Genomic DNA, 19,187 nt, shown 5'->3' with positions numbered 1-19,187 from the left:
CTGCCCGTCACCCCCACAGGACCTTGCGGACCGAGGCCGGCCACTGCGCGGTGTCGAAGCCGTGATGGCGGAACAGCGCCAGCGCCACGCGCTCCATGCCGAAGCCGACGCAGGCGGTGTGGGCGACGCCGCCGTCGGCGGTGTGGATGTCCCACAGATGGCCGAAATGGTCCTGGTGATAGTTGAAGCTGAGGCAGGCGGTCGGCTTCTCCCGGCTGGTGATCGGGATCAGCAGCTCGAACTTCAGCTTCTGCTCGCGCTGGCTGTTCGACAGCATGGCGCCGGCCCGGCCGAAAAAGGGGTCGTTGGCGACATCGACATCCAGCGGCACCTCCAGCGATCCCATCATCTCGCGCCCGCGCTCCAGCCACAGCTCGCGGAACTCCACGACCTGATCGGGGGTGCCGATGCGGATGTATTCGCGCATGCGGAAAAGCTGCATGCGGGCGGGGTCGATCGACGGCTCGCGCCGGAAGCAGTAGGAGAAGACGTCGATCAGCTTGCCGTCACCGGGCAGCGCGCCACGTTGGGCGATGGTGGGATAGACCGGGTAGCAGGCGGCCGGCGTCATCACCACGTCGGTCACGACCTGATCCTCGGTCCAGTCCTGCCCCTCCTCCAGCCGGCGCAGCAGGGTGCGGTGCGCCTTCTCGTCGCCGCCGAAGGCGTGGATGGTGCCGGCAAGATGGGGAAAGCTCTTCAGATACTCGCTTTCCTCGAAATATTGGCGGTTCAGGGCCGGCGGGAAGCGCATGACCTCCGCCCCGTCCTGGCCGCCCCAGCGGGTGACCAGGGCGTCGAAACGCTCCACCACATCCTCGAAGACGCCGCTGCGGCCATAGAGGCCGTCCACGCCGGTGGGGATCAGCAGCCCGGCTTCGACCAACCCGTCGCGGTAGGCGGCCTGGGCCGCGGTGATGTCGACCATGTTCATTCGAAGGGCCCCAAACCGTCCCGCTGGACGAGAAGCTGAGTGGCGACATGCGACATGATGCGGTCGTTGCCGATCATGAGCGCGGCGGAATGGGCGTCGCGCAGGTGGCGACCCAGGCTGTAGGGGGTGTCGTTGCGGTAGCCGGCCAGCCCGCAGGTGCGGATCGCCGCCTCCACCACCTCGCGAACCAGCTCGGACGTGGTGACCTTCAGCGTGCTCATCGCCGTGGCGAAGGACAGGCTGGTCAGCTGCTCCGGCGAGCCGCAGGCCATCTCGTACTGGCGGATCGCGGCGAGGATGACGGCCTTCATCTGCTGCAGCTTGGCCGTCGCCTCGGCCAGCCGCACGGCCGATGCCGGGGTGGTGCCGGGCTTGCGCTTGGCTTCGGAGCGGACGAAGGCGCGGGCGCGGCTGACCGCGTCGGCGGCGATGCCGAGCCAGGTGCTGCTCCACAGGATGTGGGTGACCGGCAGCATGGTCTGGGCCGACAGGTCGGCATAGGGCAAGGGCAGGATCTGGTCGACGACGCCCGCCGCCTCCAGCCGGTAGCCGTCGGAGCAGGTGCCGCGCATGCCCATGGCATCCCACAGCGAGGTCTTCTCCAGCCGGTAATCGTCCTTGGTCACCACCACCAGCGCCTGATCCGACGACGGTGCGTCCGGGTTGCGCCGGGCGGTGACCAGGATCACGTCGGACTGGTCGCCGTAGGAGATGACCGAGGCGTTCTTCGCCAGGGTGAAGCGTTCGCCTTCAGCCTGAACGGCGCAGACGCTGTTGCGGATGTCGCCGCCGGTCTCCTTCTCCGTCGTGGCGGAGCCGAGCAGAAGCTGTTCGGCGGCGATGCGCGCCATCAGGTCGCGGTGCCAATCGTTGGTGCCGTGATTGACCAGACAGGCGACCTGGATCTGGTGCATGGCATAGATCATGCCGGTGGCGGCGCAGCCGCGGGCCAGCGCATGGCAGGCGGCCGCCACGTCGAACAGCGAGGCGGCGGCGCCGCCGAGGTCCGCCGGGACCATGACGCCCAGCAGCCCTTGCTCGCGCAGGGCGTCGAAGGCCTCGGTGGGGAAGCGGCCGTCGCGGTCGACGGCATCGGCATGGCGCGCGGCGATCTCGGCACCGACGGCGCGCGCACGGGCCGCGACATTGACCGGAGCGGGGGCGACCTGAGCGGTAGCTGGCGCCAGCTCGGCCAGGGCGGCCGGGGCGGCGTTCACGCCTCGCCCCCGTCGACCAGACCGCGCACCGCGTCGCGGATCGCGGCGATGCTCTCGAAGGTGCGGCGGTTCAGCAGCTTTTCCGGAAACTCGACGTCGAACTGCTCCTCCAGCCCCAGCATCAGGCCGACGCAGCCGTGCGAGGTGAGGCCGGCGGAATAGAGGTCGTCGTCGATGGCGAGCGTGCCGGCATCCACCGCCAGCCCGCCGCACTCCGCGAGGACGGAGCGGATGCCGGCGACCATCCCGTCGTCGGAACCACCGGCTGCTGAAGGGGGAAGCCCGGTGGTCCCAACGGTCATGGAGCCCTCAAAGGACGAACTGGCGAAAGGGTGGCTGGCATCCTGCGGCATTCTCGAAATCCCTTGGGTAACGTGCTGATCCCAAGCTAGCCACGCCACCCCGGTGCTTCCACTCGGCATCGGTATGGCCGTCCCGCTATCCAAGTGATCGGTTTTTCGCCGGTGGGGGTAAGCACACGGATAAGGTCGGTCGATGGCCGGGATGCCTTTCGTGCTGCCCGCTATGGCCATGATCCACGCGCATAGGCCTGGGCTTGGCAGTTCGGAAGCGGGTAACGGACTTTCCAATCGGAGAAATTTTCACACCGACGATGGGCAGATTTTCCACATATCGGAAGGTATAGGACTATCTTTTCGAGGTAGCGGAAAAGAGATTGACGGCCGCTCACCGTCTCGAAAATCATGCAAGGGCCGGTGTGGCCGATCGTCGCAAGCACGTCTTGACGCTTGCGGTTCCATGATTGCACACAATTCGAGCTTGCGGCCGGCAGCGGCCATATCCGCCCTTACCTGCCCACCCTTACCTGCTTTGTGGGGAAACCGACGCCATGACCACTGCCGCACCCGCCGTCCCACAGTCCGGCGCAGCCAAAGCCGGGCGCCGTCTCGGCGTGCGGGCCAAGCTGATGCTGTCTTTCGCCGGCATGGCGGCGATGACGGTGGCGGCCAGCGCCGTCGGCCTGATGTCCTTCTCCGCGGTGGAGCGGCCGATGGCGCAGATCGCCGACACCAGCCTGCCGGAGATGGAGCTGGCGACCCGGCTGGCCGGCGAAAGCGGCGCCATCGCCTCGGCCGCCCCGACGCTGGACGGCGCCGCCAGCCAGGAGGAGCGGGAACGCATCCGGACGGAGGCCAAGGAACGCGCCCGCGGCTTCCTGTCGCTGGTCGACGAGCTGGCCGGGCGCCGGCCGCAGGACCCGCTGCTGACGGAGGTGCGCGAGACCGGCAATGCGCTGATCGCCACGCTGGACGGCATCAACGACGGGGTGGCACGGCGGCTGTCCGTGCATGACCGGCGCGAGGCCGCGTCCACCCGGCTGGCCCAGACCTATGACGGCTTCCTCAAGACGCTGGCGCCGCTGGTCGATGGCGCCGGGGAGGCTTTGCAGCAGAAGGGCATGGCGCTCGACGGCGGCACCGACCGCGACATGGGGACGCTGTCGGACGCCGTGCGGTCGATGATCGCGCTCTATGATCTGCGCAGCGGCATCGCCGGCGCGCTCGACGCCATGAACCGCTCCGGCACGGCGCAGGACGCCAAGACCATCGGCGAGCTGCAGCAATCCTATCTGGAGGCGTCGTCGCAGGTAACGGGGACGCTCGGCACGCTGGGCGACCGCTTGGCCCCCGACACCGCCGGCAAGATCGATGCGCTGTTCCTGTTCGGCTATGGCAAGGACAATGTCTTCGACCTGCGCCGCGCCGCCCTGGACGGCACCGAAAACAGCAGCGGCGCGGTCGACCGCCGGCTGGCCGAGCGGCTGACCGCCGCCAGGACGCAGGCCGCCCAACTGCTCGACGGGCTGAAGGCGCCGCTGCGCAAGGTGCAGAGCGACATCAAGCGCGCCAACTTCGACATCCGCTCCCAGGTGCAGGAGGCGGTGCAGGATCTGCTCGGCAGCGGGCTGGAGCGCTTCCGCACCAACCTGGAGCTGTCGACCTACGGCACCGCCCTGACCGGCGCGCTGAACGAGGCGGCGCAGGCCCCCGACGCCGCCCGCCTGGATCTTCTGGAAAAGCGCTTCACCGCCGCGTCCTCGTCGCTCTATGAGCGCGTCGGCACACTGCGCGGGCAGTCCGGCGACGATGGCGCCGGCACCGAGGTGCTGACGGCGCTGGCGAAGGCGCTGATCGGCTTCGGCCGCGGCGAGGAAGGGGTGATCGCCCTGCGCCGCGCCGAACTGGCGGCGGCGGCCGACACCGAGCGGATGCTGGCCGAGAACCGGCAGCTCGCCCAGCGCTTCGCCGCCACCGTCGATCGCGAAATCGCCGCCATGCGGGACGAGGCGAAGGCTGCCGTCGCCGGCACCGAAGGCACCATCGCAGCCGGCCGCAAGATGCTGATCCTGTTCGCCGTCGGCAGCCTGATCGGCGCCGCGGCGCTGGCGTGGCTGGTGGTCGGACGCCACATCGTCGCCCGGCTGAGCGCGTTGTCCGACGCCATGCGGGAGATTGCCGAGGGCCGGCTGGATGCGCCGATCCCCGCCGCCGGGGCGGACGAGATCGGCGACATGACCCGCGCCCTGATGGTCTTCCGCGACACCGCCAATGAGGCGAACGCCGCCAATGCGCGGGCGGAGGCTGAACGCGGCCGGGCCGCCGGCGAACGCCGCCGCGCCATGGTCGAGATGGCGGAGAATTTCGAGAGCAGCGTGCGCGGCGTGCTGGACCGCGTCGCGCAGGCGGCCGGTGAGATGCAGGACATGGCCGAACGCATGACCCGCAGCGCCGACCTGACCGCCGGAGAGGCGACGACCGCCGCCGGCAGCTCCCAGCAGGCGGAGGGCAACGTCAAGGCGGTCGCCGCGGCGACGGAGGAGCTGTCGGCCTCGATCCAGGAGATCGGCACCCAGGTCCATGCCTCCAGCCAGATCGCCCGCAAGGCGGCGGACGAGGCGGAGCGCACCGACCGCACGGTGGAGGGGCTGGCCCAGACCGCCGGCCGCATCGGGGAGGTCGTCGGTCTGATCCAGTCGATCGCCGGCCAGACCAACCTGCTGGCGCTGAACGCCACCATCGAGGCGGCCCGCGCCGGCGAGGCCGGCAAGGGCTTCGCCGTCGTGGCGAGCGAGGTGAAGGGGCTCGCCACCCAGACCGCCAAGGCGACGGAGGACATCTCCGCCCAGATCGCCGCCATGCAGTCGGTGACGCAGGAGGCGGTGGACGCCATCCGCTCCATCGCCGGCACCATCCGCGAGGTCAATGAGATCGCCGCCACCATCGCCGCCGCGGTGGAGCAGCAGAGCGCCGCCACCCGCGAGATCGCCCGCAACGTGGGCGAGGCGGCGGACAGCACCCAACATGTGCGCGGCAACATCGACAGCGTCGCCGACGCGGCGCGCGAGTCGGGCGAGTCGGCCAACCGCGTGCTGTCGGCCTCCTCCACCGTGCAGGAACAGCTGCGGACGCTGGCCGGTCAGGTCGACGGGCTGGTCGGGGAAATGCGGGCGGCCTGAGTCCGGTCCATCGCGGGGAGACGGGCCGGGTTTACGGCCCGTCCGCCAGTTCCCGCAGGGCGTCCACGTCGCAGCGGAAGCGGTTGGGCCGCAGCTCGTCCAGCAGGCCCTGCCGCTTCAGTTCGGCGACGACGCGGCTGGCGGTCTCGGTGGTGATGCCCAGCACGGCGCCGACATCCTCCCGCCCGAAGAAGTCGCATTCGCCCTGGTCGTCCACCAGGGTCAGGAACAGCCGGGCGACCCGCGCCCTGGCGCTGCCGGTGCCGAGTTCGACCAGAAAGGCGTCGGCCCGCTCCACCGCCTGATGCCAGCGCCGCATCAGCTGCTGGTGCAGGTGCTGCGTCTCCTCCGACAGGCGCTGGATCACCGCGCGGGGGATGCGGCAGGTCAGGACGGGGTGGATGGCGATGGCGGTGTGGCGGTAGGGCTCGCCCAGCGCCGCCTCAAGACCGGCGGTGTCGCCGGTGCGGAGAAGCCGGACGATGCGCTGGCCGCCGTTGGGCAGATACTGCACCAGCTTCACCAGCCCACCGCGCACGGTGAAGAGCGCCGCCGGCTCGTCGCCGACATGGTAGAGCGCGGCCCCCGGCGCCACCGTCATCTCGTCGATCGGCAGGTGGATCAGGTTGAAATCGGATTCGGTCAGATCGGCGAACAGCGCCGACTCCCGGATGCCGCACCCCCGGCAGTTCGCCAGCCCCCGCCATGCCGCGTTGATGCTGGTCTTCTTCACGCTCATGTCCATGGTTGTGCGGGGCGGCGATGCTGTGGGTGCGAACGGTGTCCGCCGCGCAGTGTGGCAGCTTTTTGGATCGGTTCCAAGGTTCGGGAGCGGGGAGACTCAGGCGGCGCTTTCCGTCGCCGGCAGGACCTCCCGCACCTCCTCGCGCAGGGTGACGGCGCCGTTGGTGCGCTCCAGCACCAGCTTGCGGCCGTGGTGGGCGTCCAGCCCGGCGTGGTGACCGATGGTCAGCAGGGTGGCGTTCGGCAGTTCCCGCTCCATCAGCGTCAGCAGCTCTTCCTCCGCCGGGGGATCGAGGCTGTCGGTGGCGTCCTCCAGGAAGATCCAGTCGGGGCGGCGGATCAGCAGCCGGGCGAAGCCCAGGCGTTGGCGTTCGGGCACCGACAGCACCTCGTCCCAGCGGTCGAGGCTGTCGAGCCGGTCGACGAGGTCGGGCAGCCCGACGCTGACCAGCGCGTCGGCCGCCTTGTCGTCGGCCAACGACGAGGCCGTGCCGGGATAGGCCAGCACCGCGCGCAGGGTGGCATGCGGCAGATAGGGACGCTCGGGCATGAAGAAGACGCGGGTGTGGGCCGGCAGGGTGATCAGCCCGCGGCCCCAGGGCCAGACGCCGGCCACGGCGCGGAACAGGCGGATGGTCGCCGTCGCGTCGCCGCCGATCAGCACGCGGTCGCCCGGCCGCACCTCCAGATCGAAGGAATGGACCACGGCCGTGCCGTTCGGCTCGTCGATGGCGACGCCGGCGAAGGTCAGGGACTTGTGCTCGTCCGCGCGCACGACCTGGATATGGCCGTCCGGCACGTCGCAGACCTCGCGGTCGAGCCGCACCAGCGCGTCGTGCAGGTTCAGCACGCGCTCCACCGACGCGCGCCATTCGGCGGCGCGCGGAAGGTTGTCGATCGGCCAGGACAGGGCGCCCACCGTCTGCTGGAAGGCCTGCGCCGTCTGCATCAGAACGCCCAATGTGATGGCGCCGGTGATGTAGCGGGGGGCGGCGACCAGGATCGGAAAGGCCGCCGATAGCACGGAATAGCTGGCGCTGAACACCATCATATTGGCGAGCGCCCCGGTCTGGCCGTTCCAGCCCCGCGTCACCCCGGCGAAGAGGCCGGCGAGATGCCCGCGCTCGGCCGATTCCCCGTGCAGCAGCGCGATGGTCTGGCCGTTCTCGCGGATGCGGGCCAGGGCGAAGCGGAAATCGGCCTCGTAGCCCTGGCGGCGGTTGACGGCGTTGACCAGCGGCTGGCCGATCAGCATGGCGATGCTGGTGCCCACCACGGCATAGATCAACGCCACAAACAGCAGATGGCCCGGCACCGACAGCTCGGACCCGAAAACCGTGACGGTCAGGGTGCCGGACAGCATCCACAGGATGTTGGTGAAGCTGACCAGCAGCAGCGCGCAGTAGGTCAGCGAATGGCCGAGGTCGATGGCGACCTCCGCCGTGATGCGGATGTCCTCGGCGATGCGGCCGTCGGGGTTGTCGTGCTCGCCCGGCAGATAGGCGATCTGGTGGTGGCGGCCGCGGCGCAGCCAGTCCTCCAGCAGCTTGCGCGTCAGCCAGTCGCGCCAGCCCATCTGCAACCGGCGCTTCACCCGCAGATGCAGCACGACGATGACGATGTTGTAGACGATGATCAGCCCGACCAGGCCGATCATGGTCATCAACCGGTCCATGGAGCGCTGTTCGAGCGCGTCGAACAGCCGCTCGCTCCACAAATTGATCAGCACCGGGATCGACACCTGCCCGATCGTCAGCACGACCAGCGCCACGGTCATCGCCCAGACGGTCACCCGGGTCCGTCCGAACCAATAGCCGCCCGCCAGCATCAGGAAGCGGCGGGTGAAGCCCGGTGCGCCATTGTCCGGCCTGCTGGCGGCGGATTGGTCATCGCCGGTTTTGCCGCCGCCCGTCTTGCCGTCTGTGTCGTCGGTCATGTCGCCCATCCCGGGCTCCCGCCCTCAATCCTTAACGTCCGTATGGCTAACGAATAGGACGCCTATCGCCAAAAGTACAGGGTCAGGGGCGAAAGAAGGGTTAAAGCCTCCCCGTTCTCACAACCTCGGCAAGGAAGCGATAGCTGTCCTTCGGGGTGCGTTCCAGCGTATCATAATCGACCCGCACGATGCCGAACCGCTTCGACAGGCCGAAAGCCCACTCGAAGTTGTCCAGCAGGCTCCAGCACAGATAGCCTTTGACGTTGCAGCCGTCGGCCAGCGCCTTCGCCACCGATTCCAGATGCTCGCGGTAGTACAGCACCCGCTCGGCATCGTGGATCTGGCCGTCCGGCGTCACCACGTCGTCATAGGCGCAGCCGTTTTCCGCGATGAAGACGGCGGGGTTGCCGTAGTCGGTGCGGAACTCGGTCAGCAGGTCGTACAGCCCCTCCGGCTGAACCGGCCAGGCCATGCCGGTCCAGCGCCGGCACTGCGCCTCGCCCCAGCCGACATCGAAGGGCCGGCCCTCCTCATGCTTCATCGTCATGCGGGAGTAGTAGTTGATGCCCAGCAGGTCGATGGGATAGCGGATCGCCTCCTCGTCGCCGGGCAGCACGAAGTCCGCCATCCTGTCGGCCAGCAGCGCCGGAATTTGCCCGCGCATCAGCCCGTCCAGCGTCACCCGGTTCCACACCGCGTCCCAGCGGGCGGCGGCGGCCACATCCTCCGGCCGGTCGCTGTCGGGAACGCTCGGCTGCAGGTTCAGGACGGTGCCCAGCGTCAGGCCGGAATGCTCCGCCGCGATGGCGCGCAACGCCGCGCCCTGCGCCAGATTCTGGTGGTGCAGAGCCCGCAGGATGCCCTGTTCGCCCAGCTTGTGGCCGGGCGCATGCTCCCCCACGCCATAGCCGAAGATGGCGACCACGTTCGGCTCGTTCAGCATCATCCAGGTCTTGACCCGGTCGGCAAGCCGGGCGGTGACGATGCGGGCGTAGTCGGCGAAGGGGCCGACGATCTCCCGCCCCTGCCAGCCGCCGGCATCCTCCAGCGGCTGCGGCAGGTCCCAATGATAGAGGCAGGCCATCGGCGTGATCCCGGCCTCCAGCAGCCCGTCGACCAGCCGGTCGTAGAAATCGAGGCCGCGGGTCTCCACCGCCCCCGTCCCCGTCGGCAGGATGCGCGGCCAGGCGATGGAGAAGCGGTAGCTGTCGAAGCCCGCCGCCTTCATCAGCGCGATGTCTTCCGGGTAGCGGTGGTAATGGTCGCAGGCGACGGCGGCGCTGCTGCCGTCCATGATGCGCCCTTGCGTGGTGAAGGTGTCCCACACGCAGGGCCCGCGCCCGTCGGCCTCCACCGCGCCTTCGATCTGGTAGGAGGCGGTGGACGCGCCCCAGCGGAAATCGGGCGGGAAACTCAGCGGTCTGGCATCGGCGGCCTGGGACACGGGCTGGCTGAAGCTGTCCATTGCTATCCTCCCACGGGGACGTTCGTTTTTCCCAGCATGCCGCAGCCGGACCGTCTTCGCCATGGGACAAGCATGCGGCCTGCGCGGGCGCGACGCGGTGGCGCAGATTGGGACGATTGCACGCGGGGACTGTGCGGACTCCTCCGAAAGGCGTAGCCTGTTCCGATAAGACGGCGGTCAGCCGCTCCGCTCACGGAGGAAACCCCACATGCCCAACACCACGAAGATCGTCTTCATCGGCGCCGGCAGCGCCGCCTTCGGGCTCAGCCTGTTCCAGGATTTGTTTTCCACCACCGAGCTTGCCGGCAGCACCCTGACGCTGGTCGACACCAACGCGGAAGCGCTCGACCGCATGGCGGCGCTGGCCGAGGTGATGAACCGCCACGGCGACGCCGGCATCACCATCGAGAAGACCACCGACCGCAAGGCGGCCCTGCAGGGCGCCGGCTTCGTGCTGTGCGCCATCGCCATCGACCGCAACCGGCTGTGGAGGCTGGATTTCGAGGTGCCGAAGAAGCACGGCATCCGCCACACGCTGGGCGAGAACGGCGGTCCCGGCGGGCTGTTCTTCACCCTGCGCACCCTGCCGCTGATCGTCGACATCGTCCGCGACGTCGAGGCGATCTGCCCGGACGCGCTGTTCATCAACCTGTCGAACCCGGAAAGCCGCATCGTCCTGGGCCTGGCGCGCTGCACCTCCGTGCTGACGCTGGGGCTTTGCCACGGCATCTTCCTGGCGCGCTGGTTCATCTGCCAGATCCTGGGCATGGCGGAGAAGGAGGTGGATGTCTGGGGCGCCGGGCTGAACCATTTCCAATGGCTGACCGCGATCCGCGAGAAGGCGACGGGGCGCGACCTCTACCCGCTGTTGCGGGAGAAGGAGGCGACGCACGACCCGTCCTTCACCCCGCTGGCGCGCCGCCTGTTCCACGCCTTCGGCCTGTGGGTGACGCCCAGCGACGACCACACCGGCGAGTTCCTGCCCTATGGCTGGGAGGCTGGGGAGCATGGCTTCGACTTCAAGCATGATGAAGAGGGCCGCGTCATCCTGCGCGACCTGATGGACGGCGTCATCGACGGCAGCAAGCCGCTCCCCGACGACTGGACCAAGCCGTCCTGGGGCGAGCGGGCGGTGGCGGTGATCGCCGGGCAACTGCACAACCAGAAGCGCTTCATCGAATCGGGCATCGTCATCAACCGCGGCGTCATCCCCGGCCTGCCCGACGAACTGGCGGTGGAGGTGCCGCTGGTGGCCGACGCCGCCGGGGTCCACCCGATCTCGCTCGGCCGCCTGCCCGACGGCATCGTCAAGCTGCTGTCGGTCCAGGCCAACGTTCAGCAATTGTCGGTGGAGGCGGCGCTGCACGGGTCGAAGGAACTGGCGCTGCAGGCCCTGCTGATCGACCCCGTCATCAACTCCAGCACGGCAGCCGTCGCCATCCTGGACGAGCTGTGGGAGGCGAACCGGCCCTATATCCGGGCTTGTTTGTAGGGAGCCTGTCGGCCGATCCGATACGAAAACGGCCGGGAGCGCTGTCGCTCACCGGCCGTTCGGCGGGGAAGACGGGCCAGCGGTTACGGCTTCGGCTCTGCACGGAGAGCGCGGGCGCGAAGGAATGCGTCACGGCAGGACTTGTTCACCGCAGTGGCGATCGGTTCGGGCAAGCGGCCACCGTTGGCATCCAGATGAGCCATCAGGCTTTCGCCATCGACGCCGCTGCCGTTCTCCTGTGGCTTACGCTTCGGAATAGCCATGGTCGTTTCCTCCCGCATTCCTCGGATCGGCCTGATGGCGATCATACACTGCTCGAAGTCCATGGTGATGTCGGTCATGCTGATGGCATAGGGTGGATCTTTAAGCCCGCCCCCGCCGGATCAGCCGGGCCGAGGCGAAGCCCAGCCCGGCGGTCAGCGCGCCGACGCCGAGGAACAGCGGGCCGAAGCCGGTGTGGGTGGAGATGGCTCCGTACAGAACCGGGCCGATCCCCTGGCCGATGAAGAAGCTCGACGCGAACAGGGCCAGCGCCGCCCCGCGGGCGGTCGGCGCCAGCTCCGTCGCCTGGGTCTGCATGGTGTTGTGCAGCATGTAGAAGCCGAAGCCGGCGACCAGGAAACACAGGCTCACCACCGGCCAGGGCACCGGGAAGGCTATGACCAGATAGGCGAGACCGGCCGCCAGACCACCGGCCTTCATCATGCCCCATTGGCCGAGCGAGGCGATCAGCCGCCGCACCACGGCGCTGTAGGCGACGCCGCCGATGGCGAAGGCGGCGATGGTCAGCCCGGCCTGGAAGGCGCCGGCCGCGCCATGTTCGATCAGCACCGGCGCCACGAAGGGGAAGACGCCGAAGATCAGCAGCCCTTCCGCCGCCACCGTGGCGAAGACGAACAGCGAGGCCGGGTTGGTCAGCACGGTGGCATAGCGCCGCTGCGCATCCGCCACCGACAGGGGGGAGCGGGTTTCCACCTCCCGCGCCAGACCGATCAGGGCGGCGACGCAGATCAGCGCGGTCAGCCCGGCAGACAGGCCGAACACCATGCGCCAGCCGAAGGCCTCGGCCAGGGCGCCCGACACGGCGGAACCGGACATCTGCCCGAGGATCACCGCCAGCAGGAAACGACTGATGGCGATCTGACGCTCCTCATAGGGCACTCGGTCGCCGATCAGCGCCATGGACGCCGGGATGATGCCGCCGGCGAAGGCGCCGGCAAGGATGCGCCCGGCCATCACCGTGCCGTAGCTCGGCGCCATCGTGGACAGCACCAGACCGACGGTCAGGACCGACAGGGCCAGCCGGACCAGCCGCGACTTGCCGATGGCGTCGCCGACCGGCCCCAGCACGATCTGCATCAGGGCATAAGGCAGCGTGTAGGCGGAGGCCAGAAGCGCCGCCTGCCGCACCGTCACGCCGAGATCGTCGGCGATCAGCGTCAGCATCGGATCGGTGGTGCGTAGGGAAAAGGCGCTGGCAAACCCGGCGAGGCCGAGCAGGAAGATGAGGCGCATAGAGAATCCGAACGGCGGCGGTGACGGCAAAGGTGATGGTTGTGGACCTTAGCCGGATCGCGGGCATGCGTACCGCAGTGCGACGGTGATGGCAGGCATGCGCGCGCCGCGGGATCGTTCGTGTACGGCATTACCTGGCACGTAATCGATTCAGCTCCCGCCATCGGGCAATTCTGGCTTCGCCGGGACAATCCGGCGACCAGGACAACGGACCGAGAAAGGGACCTGACGATGACCGACGCAACCCACACCCCCGCCGCAATCGCCGACCTCTACATCGCCGCCTGGAACGAGACCGACCCGCAGCGGCGCCGCGCCCTGATCGCTGAGGGCTGGAGCGAGGATGCCAGCTATCTCGACCCGCTGGCGGGGGTCAGCGGCCATGACGGGCTGGACGCCCTGATCGACGCCGTGCAGCGGCAGTTCCCGGGCCTGCGCTTCAGCCTGATCGGGGCTGTGGACGGGCACAATGACCGGCTGCGCTTCTCCTGGGCGCTGGGGCCGGAGGGCGGCGATCCGCTCGCCCGCGGCACCGATTTCGCCCTGCTGGCGGCGGACGGACGGCTGCGCAGCGTGACCGGCTTCCTCGACCAGATGCCCACGGCCTGAACCGCAATTCTTTCGCAGGGAGATCGATCATGGGCTTCATCCACACCGACGACGGCGTGCGCCTGTTCTACCGCGATTGGGGAAAGAAGGAGGGCAGCCGGCCGATCCTGTTCGTGTCGAGCTGGTCGCTGACCTCCGACGCCTGGGCTTATCAGATGGCGCCGCTGTCCGAGCAGGGCTGCCGCTGCATCGCCTTCGACCGCCGCGGCCATGGGAAATCGGACGAGTCGCCGTCCGGCTACGGCTTCGACCGGCTGGCGGACGACATCGCCGCCCTGATCGACGGGCTGGATCTGCGCGACGTAACGCTGGTCGGCCATTCGATGGCGACGGGGGAGATCGTGCGCTATCTGACCCGGCATGGCTCCGGGCGGGTGGCGGGCGTGGTGATGGTGGGAACCATCACGCCGCTGATGGCGCGCACCGACGACAACCCCGATGGCGTCGATCCGGCGCTGTTCGAGGCGTTCCGAACGGAACAGCTGCTGCGAGATTTTCCCAAATGGCTCGGCGACAACATCGACCCCTTCGTGAACGGGGAGACCTCGGCGGAGATGAAGGGGTGGATCACCGGAATGGCACTGCAATCCTCGCTGTTGGCCCTGCTGGAGTGCAACCGCGCCATCACCTCGGCCGATTTTCGCAAGGAACTGCCGGCCATCACCGTGCCGACGCTGGTGGTGCATGGCGACCACGACGTGACGACGCCGCTGGCGCTCGCCGAACGCACGGTGGCGCTGATGCCGAACGCCACGCTGTCCTTCTATGAGGGGGCGCCGCACGGCCTGTTCATCACCCACCGCGACCGGTTCAACGCGGAACTGCTGGCCTTCGCCCGCGGATGACGGCAACGATGGCCGCCGAAAATATTGAGTCCGTATGGGTTCGGAGCACTTACCATGGCCCATGGCACCTCTCAGACCACCGGCCGCAACGGCAGGGCACCGGCCGGGCCGCCGGTCGGCGCCCTGCTGCGCTCCTGGCGGCAGCGGCGCGGCCTCAGCCAGCTCGATCTCGCCTGCGAGGCCGACATCTCCACCCGGCATGTCAGTTTTCTGGAGACCGGGCGGTCGCAGCCGAGCCGCGGCATGCTGATCCATCTGGCGGAACGGCTGGACGTGCCGCTGCGGGACCGCAACGCGCTGCTGGTCGCCGCCGGCTTCGCCCCGGTCTATAGCGAACACAGCCTGGACAACCCGGCGATGGAGGCGGCGCGCAAGGCGGTGGATCTGGTGCTGACCGGGCACGAACCGTTTCCGGCGCTGGCGGTGGACCGGCATTGGCATCTGCTGGCGGCGAACCGGGCGGTGGCGCCGCTGCTGGAGGGGGTGTCGGCGGAGCTGCTGGCGGGGCCGGTCAATGTGCTGCGCCTCAGCCTGCATCCCGACGGACTGGCCGGCCGCATCGGCAACTGGGCGCAGTGGCGGGAGCATGTGCTGTCCCGCCTGACCCGCCAGATCGAGACGAGCGCCGATCCGGTGCTGGTGGCTCTGCGCAGCGAGTTGCAGGGGTATCCGGCGCCGGCCTCGTTTCTGGATGATGGCGGTGGCGAGGCTGGGCATCATCCGGACGTGGTGGTGCCGCTGCGGCTGCACACGTCCGTTGGTTTGCTGAGCCTGTTCAGCACGACCACCGTCTTCGGGACGGCGGTGGATGTCACGCTGTCGGAACTGGCGATCGAGGCGTTCTTTCCGGCCGATGCCGAAACGGCGGAGCGGCTGCGCATGCAACTCCCTCTCCCGCCCCGGGAGAGGGAAGGGGCCCATGCGGAGCATGGGAAGGGTGAGGGGTGATCCAAGGATTGAAATCCATGTCCGGATAACCCCTCACCCTCCCGCCTTCGGCGGGTCCCTCCCTCTCCCGGGGCGGGAGAGGGCATTAAAGCTCCCCCTCTCAGCTCATCGCCACGAGGCTGGCGTTGCCGCCGGCGGCGGTGGTGTTGGTGCTGACGGAGCGCTCGTTCATCAGCCAGGCGATCTCCACCCCCTCGCCGCCCATGGGCACGCCCTGGGTCAGGACGATGGGGCCGGGCAGTTCGGCGATGCGGCGGTTGGCGGCCAGCAGGCGGGCGGAGTCACCCTCCACCAGCGCGCCGGCCAGCGGGCCGAAACCGGTCCAGTTCGCGCTCACGCGGACACGGGCGGCAAGCTCCGCCGGCAGGGTCTTCAGGCCGGCGGTGACGCCCCCGTCGCTATCCACCACTATCTCATTGCCGGTGGCGAGCGCCGCGCCCAGCAGCCGGTACAGGCCCTCCTCCGTCTGCGGCAGCAGCAGGATGCGGCCGCGCGGAACCAGGCTGTAGATGTTCTGCTCACCGACCGGGCCGGCCAGTTCGACGCTGCCGCCGACGGGGGAGCGCTTCGCCAGCGCCCGTACGTCGGTGGCGATGTCCGCCTTGCCCTGGTCGGCCAGCCAGTCGGCAAAGGCGTGGGCTGGCGCACGTACGGCGTCGCTGCCGCGCATGCGCAAGTCCAGGGGCGGACGTACGGACAGCAGGCGGGACAGGTACAGCGGGCCGCCGGCTTTCGGGCCGGTGCCGGACAGGCCGTGGCCGCCGAAGGGCTGTACGCCGACCACCGCGCCGATGGTGTTGCGGTTGACGTACAGGTTGCCGGCCTCGATCCGGCTGGTCACCCGGTCGATGGTGGCGTCGATGCGGGTGTGCAGGCCGAAGGTCAGGCCATAGCCGGTGCCGTTGATGGCGTCGATCAGCCGGTCCAGATCGTCGCGGCGGAAGCGCAGCACATGCAGGACCGGGCCGAACACCTCGCGCTCCAGGTCGGCGATGCCGTCGATTTCGATGATCGTCGGAGCGACGAAGGTGCCGTTGGCGGTCTCCGCCGGCAGCGGCAGTGACTCCACCCGGCGGCCCTTCGCCCGCATCGCCTCGATGTGGCGGGTGATGCCATCGCGCGCCTCCGCCGTGATGACCGGGCCGACATCGATGGCCAGCCGGTCGGGGCTGCCGAGGCGGAGTTCGCGCATCGCGCCCTTCAGCATGGTCAGCGTGCGGTCGGCCACATCCTCCTGCAGGCAGAGGATGCGCAGGGCCGAGCAGCGCTGGCCGGCGCTGTCGAAGGCAGAGGCGATGACGTCGCCGACCACCTGCTCCGCCAGGGCCGAGCTGTCGACGATCATGGCGTTCTGGCCGCCGGTTTCGGCGATCAGCGGGATCGGCGCGCCGTCCGGCGACAGGCGCCCGGCCAGTTGGCGCTGGATCAGGCGGGCGACATCGGTGGAACCGGTGAACATCACCGCACGGGTGCCGGCATGACCGACCAGGGCGGCGCCAACCTCCCCCGCGCCGGGCAGAAGCTGGACCGCACCGGCGGGAACGCCGGCGGCGTGGAGGATACGCACGGCCTCCGCCGCGATCAGCGGGGTTTCCTCCGCCGGCTTGGCGAGCACCGGGTTGCCGGCGGCCAGCGCCGCGGCGACTTGGCCCGAGAAGATGGCGAGCGGGAAGTTCCACGGGCTGATGCAGACCACCGGACCGAGCGGCAGGTGGGTGTCGTTGGCGAAGCCGTCGCGGACGCGGGCGCCGTAATAGCGCAGGAAGTCGATGGCCTCGCGCACCTCAGCGATGGCGTTGGCGGTGGACTTGCCGGCCTCGCGGATGATGAGGCCGAGCAGGGTCGGCATGCGCGCCTGCATCGCGTCGGCGGCGCGGAACAGGCAGGCGGCGCGCTGGGTCGGCGGGGTGGCGGCCCAGACCGGGGCGGCGGCCTCAGCGAACTGGAAGGCGTCGGCGATGTCGGCCGGGCCGGCCTCGATGCAGTGGCCGACGACGTCGCGGTGGTCGGCCGGGTTCAGCACCGGCTGGGCGGTTCCGCGACGCTCACCGTCGGCCAGCAGCGGGGCGGCGGTCCAGGCGACGGTGGCGCTGTCGCGCATCGCGGCGGACAGGTCGGCCAGCGTGGTCTCGTTCGACAGGTCGAGACCGGCGGAGTTCGCCCGCTCCACGCCGTAGAGGTCCTTGGGCAGGGCGATCAGCGGGTTCTTCTCGCCCACCGGCAGGGCGGCGCGGGCCTGGGCCACCGGGTCGGCGACCAGATCGTCGATCGACACGCTCTTGTCGGCGATGCGGTTGACGAAGGAGCTGTTGGCGCCGTTCTCCAGCAGGCGGCGGACCAGATAGGCCAGCAGCGTCTCGTGGGTGCCGACCGGGGCATAGACGCGGCAGGGCCGCTTCAGCGGGCCGACGACTTCCTTATAGAGCGGCTCGCCCATGCCGTGCAGGCACTGGAACTCGTACTGGCCGACCTTGAACGCGCCGTTCAGATGCGCGGCCATCTGATAGATGGTCGCCAGCGTCTGGGCGTTGTGGGTGGCGAACTGCGGGAACACCGCGTCGGGCGCCGACAGCAGCCGGCGGGCGCAGGCGGCATAGGACACGTCGGTGTGCAGCTTGCGGGTATAGACCGGGAAATCTTCCAGCCCGTCGACCTGGGCGCGCTTGATCTCGCTGTCCCAATAGGCGCCCTTGACCAGACGGACCATCAGCCGGTGGCCGCTGCGCCGGGCCAGATCGACGACGAAGTCGATGACATAGGGGCAGCGCTTGCCATAGGCCTGGACGACGAAGCCGATGCCGTTCCAGCCCTTCAGGTCCGGATCGAAGCACAGCGCTTCCAGCAGGTCGAGCGACAGCTCCAGCCGGTCGGCCTCCTCGGCGTCGATGTTCAGGCCGATATCGTAGCTGCGGGCCAGCCGGGCCAGCTCGGTGACGCGCGGCAGAAGTTCGGCCATCACGCGGTCCGCCTGGGCGCGCGAATAGCGCGGGTGCAGGGCCGACAGCTTGATCGAGATGCCGGGGCCGTCATAGATGCCGCGCCCGGCCGACGCCTTGCCGATGGCGTGGATCGCCGTCTCGTAATCGGCGTAATAACGGTCGGCGTCGGCGGCGGTGGTCGCCGCCTCCCCCAGCATGTCGTAGGAATAGCGGAAGCCCTCGGCCTCCATCTTGCGGCTGTTGGACAGCGCCTCGTCGATGGTCTGGCCGGTGACGAACTGCTCGCCCATCATCCGCATGGCCATGTCGACACCACGGCGGATCAGCGGCTCGCCGCCGCGCAGGATCAGCTTGGTCAGCGCCGAGGACAGCGCCTGCTCGCCGCCGAAGCCGTCGCCCAGAACCCCCGTGACCTTGCCGGTGACCAGCAGCCCCCAGGTCGCGGCGTTGACGAACAGCGACGGGCTGTTGCCGAGATGGGCGCGCCAGTCGCCGCCGGCGATCTTGTCGCGGATCAGCGCGTCGCGGGTGGCGCGGTCGGGGATGCGCAGCAGCGCCTCCGCCAGACACATCAGCGCCACGCCCTCCTGGCTGGACAGGCTGTATTCGTGGATCAGCCCCTCCACCCCGCGCCCCTGCGGCTTGGCGCGCAGCGCGGCAATCAGCGAGCGCGCGATCTGGGCCGCAGCATTGGTCACCTCGGCCGGCAGCGTCGCCTGATCGACCAGCCAAGCCACGCACTCCGGCTCCGGCCGGCGATAGGCGGCGGTGATCGCCTGACGCAACGGGCTGGCCGGACGAACGACAGGGGCGAAGGCGGCGAAGGGGCCGGTTCCGGTGGACAGGAACGGCTCGGAGGCGGGGACAACGCTCGGGTCGGTCATCTGGTTCATCGCGTGGCTGGCTCTGGTCTGGGGGCGTGGAGCGGCACCTGTCCGGCGGGTTGCGGAGGCCGATCCGATGCCTGTCAGGTTAACCGATTTTCCGGGATCCTTTCCAACTGGTATTTATGCCATTTCTCCGATTTAAATTCTGAATATAGGCGCTCACGCAGAATTAATTACG

The 19,187-nt window shown here is 69.2% G+C and carries 14 protein-coding genes; 5 read left to right on the top strand and 9 right to left on the bottom strand.

The window, feature by feature from the left end; all coding sequences use genetic code 11:
- Window positions 1–7 precede the first annotated feature (7 nt).
- Genes ACCD06_RS00435 through ACCD06_RS00425 form a run of 3 tightly spaced genes read right to left on the bottom strand, consistent with a single transcriptional unit; the run spans window position 8 to window position 2,453 of the window.
- A complete protein-coding gene (locus ACCD06_RS00435) occupies window positions 8–934 on the bottom strand; it encodes an amino acid--[acyl-carrier-protein] ligase (protein WP_413337954.1) in 927 nt (308 codons plus the stop codon).
- A complete protein-coding gene (locus ACCD06_RS00430) occupies window positions 931–2,151 on the bottom strand; it encodes an acyl-CoA dehydrogenase family protein (protein WP_413337952.1) in 1,221 nt (406 codons plus the stop codon). The genes ACCD06_RS00435 and ACCD06_RS00430 overlap by 4 nt, the downstream gene beginning before the upstream one ends.
- Window positions 2,148–2,453, bottom strand: a complete 306-nt coding sequence (locus ACCD06_RS00425) for an acyl carrier protein (RefSeq protein WP_282183564.1) — start codon at window positions 2,451–2,453, stop codon at window positions 2,148–2,150. Before ACCD06_RS00425 ends, ACCD06_RS00430 begins: the two co-directional genes overlap by 4 nt.
- A 548-nt stretch (window positions 2,454–3,001) precedes the next feature.
- Between ACCD06_RS00425 and ACCD06_RS00420 the strand changes: the two genes are divergently transcribed.
- Window positions 3,002–5,629, top strand: a complete 2,628-nt coding sequence (locus tag ACCD06_RS00420) for a methyl-accepting chemotaxis protein (RefSeq protein WP_413337950.1) — start codon at window positions 3,002–3,004, stop codon at window positions 5,627–5,629.
- Window positions 5,630–5,660: 31 nt separating this feature from the next.
- Here the strand turns inward: ACCD06_RS00420 and ACCD06_RS00415 are convergent, their stop codons facing one another.
- The 3 genes from ACCD06_RS00415 to ACCD06_RS00405 all read right to left on the bottom strand — a co-directional run bounded on the left by ACCD06_RS00415 (window position 5,661) and on the right by ACCD06_RS00405 (window position 9,774).
- The gene (locus ACCD06_RS00415) at window positions 5,661–6,368 is read right to left on the bottom strand and encodes a Crp/Fnr family transcriptional regulator (RefSeq protein WP_246457956.1); all 708 of its coding nucleotides are present in this window, start codon (window positions 6,366–6,368) and stop codon (window positions 5,661–5,663) included.
- 102 nt (window positions 6,369–6,470) lie between these two features.
- Window positions 6,471–8,309, bottom strand: coding sequence for an ABC transporter ATP-binding protein/permease (locus ACCD06_RS00410; RefSeq protein WP_247871124.1), 1,839 nt, complete (start codon window positions 8,307–8,309; stop codon window positions 6,471–6,473).
- A gap of 100 nt (window positions 8,310–8,409) precedes the next feature.
- Window positions 8,410–9,774 carry a GH1 family beta-glucosidase gene (locus ACCD06_RS00405; RefSeq protein WP_413337948.1) on the bottom strand — a complete coding sequence of 455 codons (1,365 nt, stop codon included), beginning with the start codon at window positions 9,772–9,774 and terminating at the stop codon, window positions 8,410–8,412.
- A 208-nt stretch (window positions 9,775–9,982) separates the two neighbouring features.
- Here ACCD06_RS00405 and ACCD06_RS00400 point away from each other — a divergent pair, with 208 nt between their 5' ends.
- Window positions 9,983–11,266 carry an alpha-glucosidase/alpha-galactosidase gene (locus ACCD06_RS00400; RefSeq protein ID WP_413337946.1) on the top strand — a complete coding sequence of 428 codons (1,284 nt, stop codon included), beginning with the start codon at window positions 9,983–9,985 and terminating at the stop codon, window positions 11,264–11,266.
- A gap of 83 nt (window positions 11,267–11,349) precedes the next feature.
- Here ACCD06_RS00400 and ACCD06_RS00395 read toward each other — a convergent pair whose 3' ends face one another.
- Both ACCD06_RS00395 and ACCD06_RS00390 read right to left on the bottom strand, forming a co-directional pair.
- Entirely contained in the window at window positions 11,350–11,607 is a 258-nt protein-coding gene (locus ACCD06_RS00395) for a hypothetical protein (protein ID WP_413337944.1), read from the bottom strand.
- A gap of 22 nt (window positions 11,608–11,629) precedes the next feature.
- Complete coding sequence (locus ACCD06_RS00390; RefSeq protein ID WP_413337942.1) at window positions 11,630–12,781, bottom strand: MFS transporter; 1,152 nt, start codon at window positions 12,779–12,781, stop codon at window positions 11,630–11,632.
- Between the two features lie 231 nt (window positions 12,782–13,012).
- Between ACCD06_RS00390 and ACCD06_RS00385 the strand changes: the two genes are divergently transcribed.
- The 3 genes from ACCD06_RS00385 to ACCD06_RS00375 are packed head-to-tail and all read left to right on the top strand — an operon-like array spanning window position 13,013 to window position 15,183.
- A complete protein-coding gene (locus ACCD06_RS00385; RefSeq protein WP_413337940.1) occupies window positions 13,013–13,390 on the top strand; it encodes a nuclear transport factor 2 family protein in 378 nt (125 codons plus the stop codon).
- Between the two features lie 29 nt (window positions 13,391–13,419).
- Entirely contained in the window at window positions 13,420–14,235 is an 816-nt protein-coding gene (locus ACCD06_RS00380; protein WP_413337938.1) for an alpha/beta fold hydrolase, read from the top strand.
- 54 nt (window positions 14,236–14,289) lie between these two features.
- A complete protein-coding gene (locus tag ACCD06_RS00375) occupies window positions 14,290–15,183 on the top strand; it encodes a helix-turn-helix domain-containing protein (protein ID WP_413337936.1) in 894 nt (297 codons plus the stop codon).
- A 100-nt stretch (window positions 15,184–15,283) separates the two neighbouring features.
- On the opposite strand, the gene putA is transcribed toward ACCD06_RS00375, so the two are convergent.
- Complete coding sequence (gene putA, locus ACCD06_RS00370) at window positions 15,284–19,006, bottom strand: trifunctional transcriptional regulator/proline dehydrogenase/L-glutamate gamma-semialdehyde dehydrogenase (RefSeq protein ID WP_413337934.1); 3,723 nt, start codon at window positions 19,004–19,006, stop codon at window positions 15,284–15,286.
- Between the last annotated feature and the right edge of the window lie 181 nt (window positions 19,007–19,187).

The organism is Azospirillum sp. CT11-132, from assembly GCF_047302835.1.
Lineage (GTDB): Bacteria > Pseudomonadota > Alphaproteobacteria > Azospirillales > Azospirillaceae > Azospirillum.
This window is presented reverse-complemented; position numbering and strand designations above follow the sequence as displayed.

Coding starts and splice junctions, on each gene's coding strand:
- ACCD06_RS00435 (WP_413337954.1), bottom strand. CDS start 934: ATGAACATGGTCGACATCACCGCGGCCCAGGCCGCCTACCGCGACGGG.
- ACCD06_RS00410 (WP_247871124.1), bottom strand. CDS start 8,309: ATGACCGACGACACAGACGGCAAGACGGGCGGCGGCAAAACCGGCGAT.
- ACCD06_RS00400 (WP_413337946.1), top strand. CDS start 9,983: ATGCCCAACACCACGAAGATCGTCTTCATCGGCGCCGGCAGCGCCGCC.
- ACCD06_RS00395 (WP_413337944.1), bottom strand. CDS start 11,607: ATGACCGACATCACCATGGACTTCGAGCAGTGTATGATCGCCATCAGG.
- ACCD06_RS00390 (WP_413337942.1), bottom strand. CDS start 12,781: ATGCGCCTCATCTTCCTGCTCGGCCTCGCCGGGTTTGCCAGCGCCTTT.
- ACCD06_RS00420 (WP_413337950.1), top strand. CDS start 3,002: ATGACCACTGCCGCACCCGCCGTCCCACAGTCCGGCGCAGCCAAAGCC.
- ACCD06_RS00375 (WP_413337936.1), top strand. CDS start 14,290: ATGGCCCATGGCACCTCTCAGACCACCGGCCGCAACGGCAGGGCACCG.
- ACCD06_RS00385 (WP_413337940.1), top strand. CDS start 13,013: ATGACCGACGCAACCCACACCCCCGCCGCAATCGCCGACCTCTACATC.
- ACCD06_RS00405 (WP_413337948.1), bottom strand. CDS start 9,774: ATGGACAGCTTCAGCCAGCCCGTGTCCCAGGCCGCCGATGCCAGACCG.
- ACCD06_RS00415 (WP_246457956.1), bottom strand. CDS start 6,368: ATGAGCGTGAAGAAGACCAGCATCAACGCGGCATGGCGGGGGCTGGCG.
- putA (WP_413337934.1), bottom strand. CDS start 19,006: ATGACCGACCCGAGCGTTGTCCCCGCCTCCGAGCCGTTCCTGTCCACC.
- ACCD06_RS00380 (WP_413337938.1), top strand. CDS start 13,420: ATGGGCTTCATCCACACCGACGACGGCGTGCGCCTGTTCTACCGCGAT.
- ACCD06_RS00425 (WP_282183564.1), bottom strand. CDS start 2,453: ATGACCGTTGGGACCACCGGGCTTCCCCCTTCAGCAGCCGGTGGTTCC.